The sequence below is a fragment of the Neisseria sp. P0009.S007 genome (assembly GCF_051962515.1).
On record NZ_JBQCVF010001230.1, the window covers coordinates 1 to 245 of the forward strand.

General features: G+C 52.2%; 1 protein-coding gene. It reads right to left on the minus strand.

Annotated elements, in window-relative coordinates:
- Positions 1–245: hypothetical protein (locus ACTHS3_RS18415; RefSeq protein WP_440368861.1), on the minus strand; the 245-nt coding region annotated here is incomplete at both ends.

Below are 245 nucleotides of genomic sequence, written 5' to 3' on the forward strand. Positions count from 1 at the left end.
GTAAAACGCTTTCAGACGACCTGTATCGTCCAAATCGGGCGCTTCGCCGCTCATATTGTTATAGACCTGACCGAACGCGGAGCCACCCATACGCGCTTTGCCGAAGCCCAAATCGACAAACAGCAATACGCTGTCTTCGACGTTTTTCAATTCGGGCGTAACGGTTTTGCACACGTCTTTGACAGGCGCGAACGCGGAGATAATCAGGCTCAACGGCGAAACCACGGATTTTTTCTCTTCGCCGT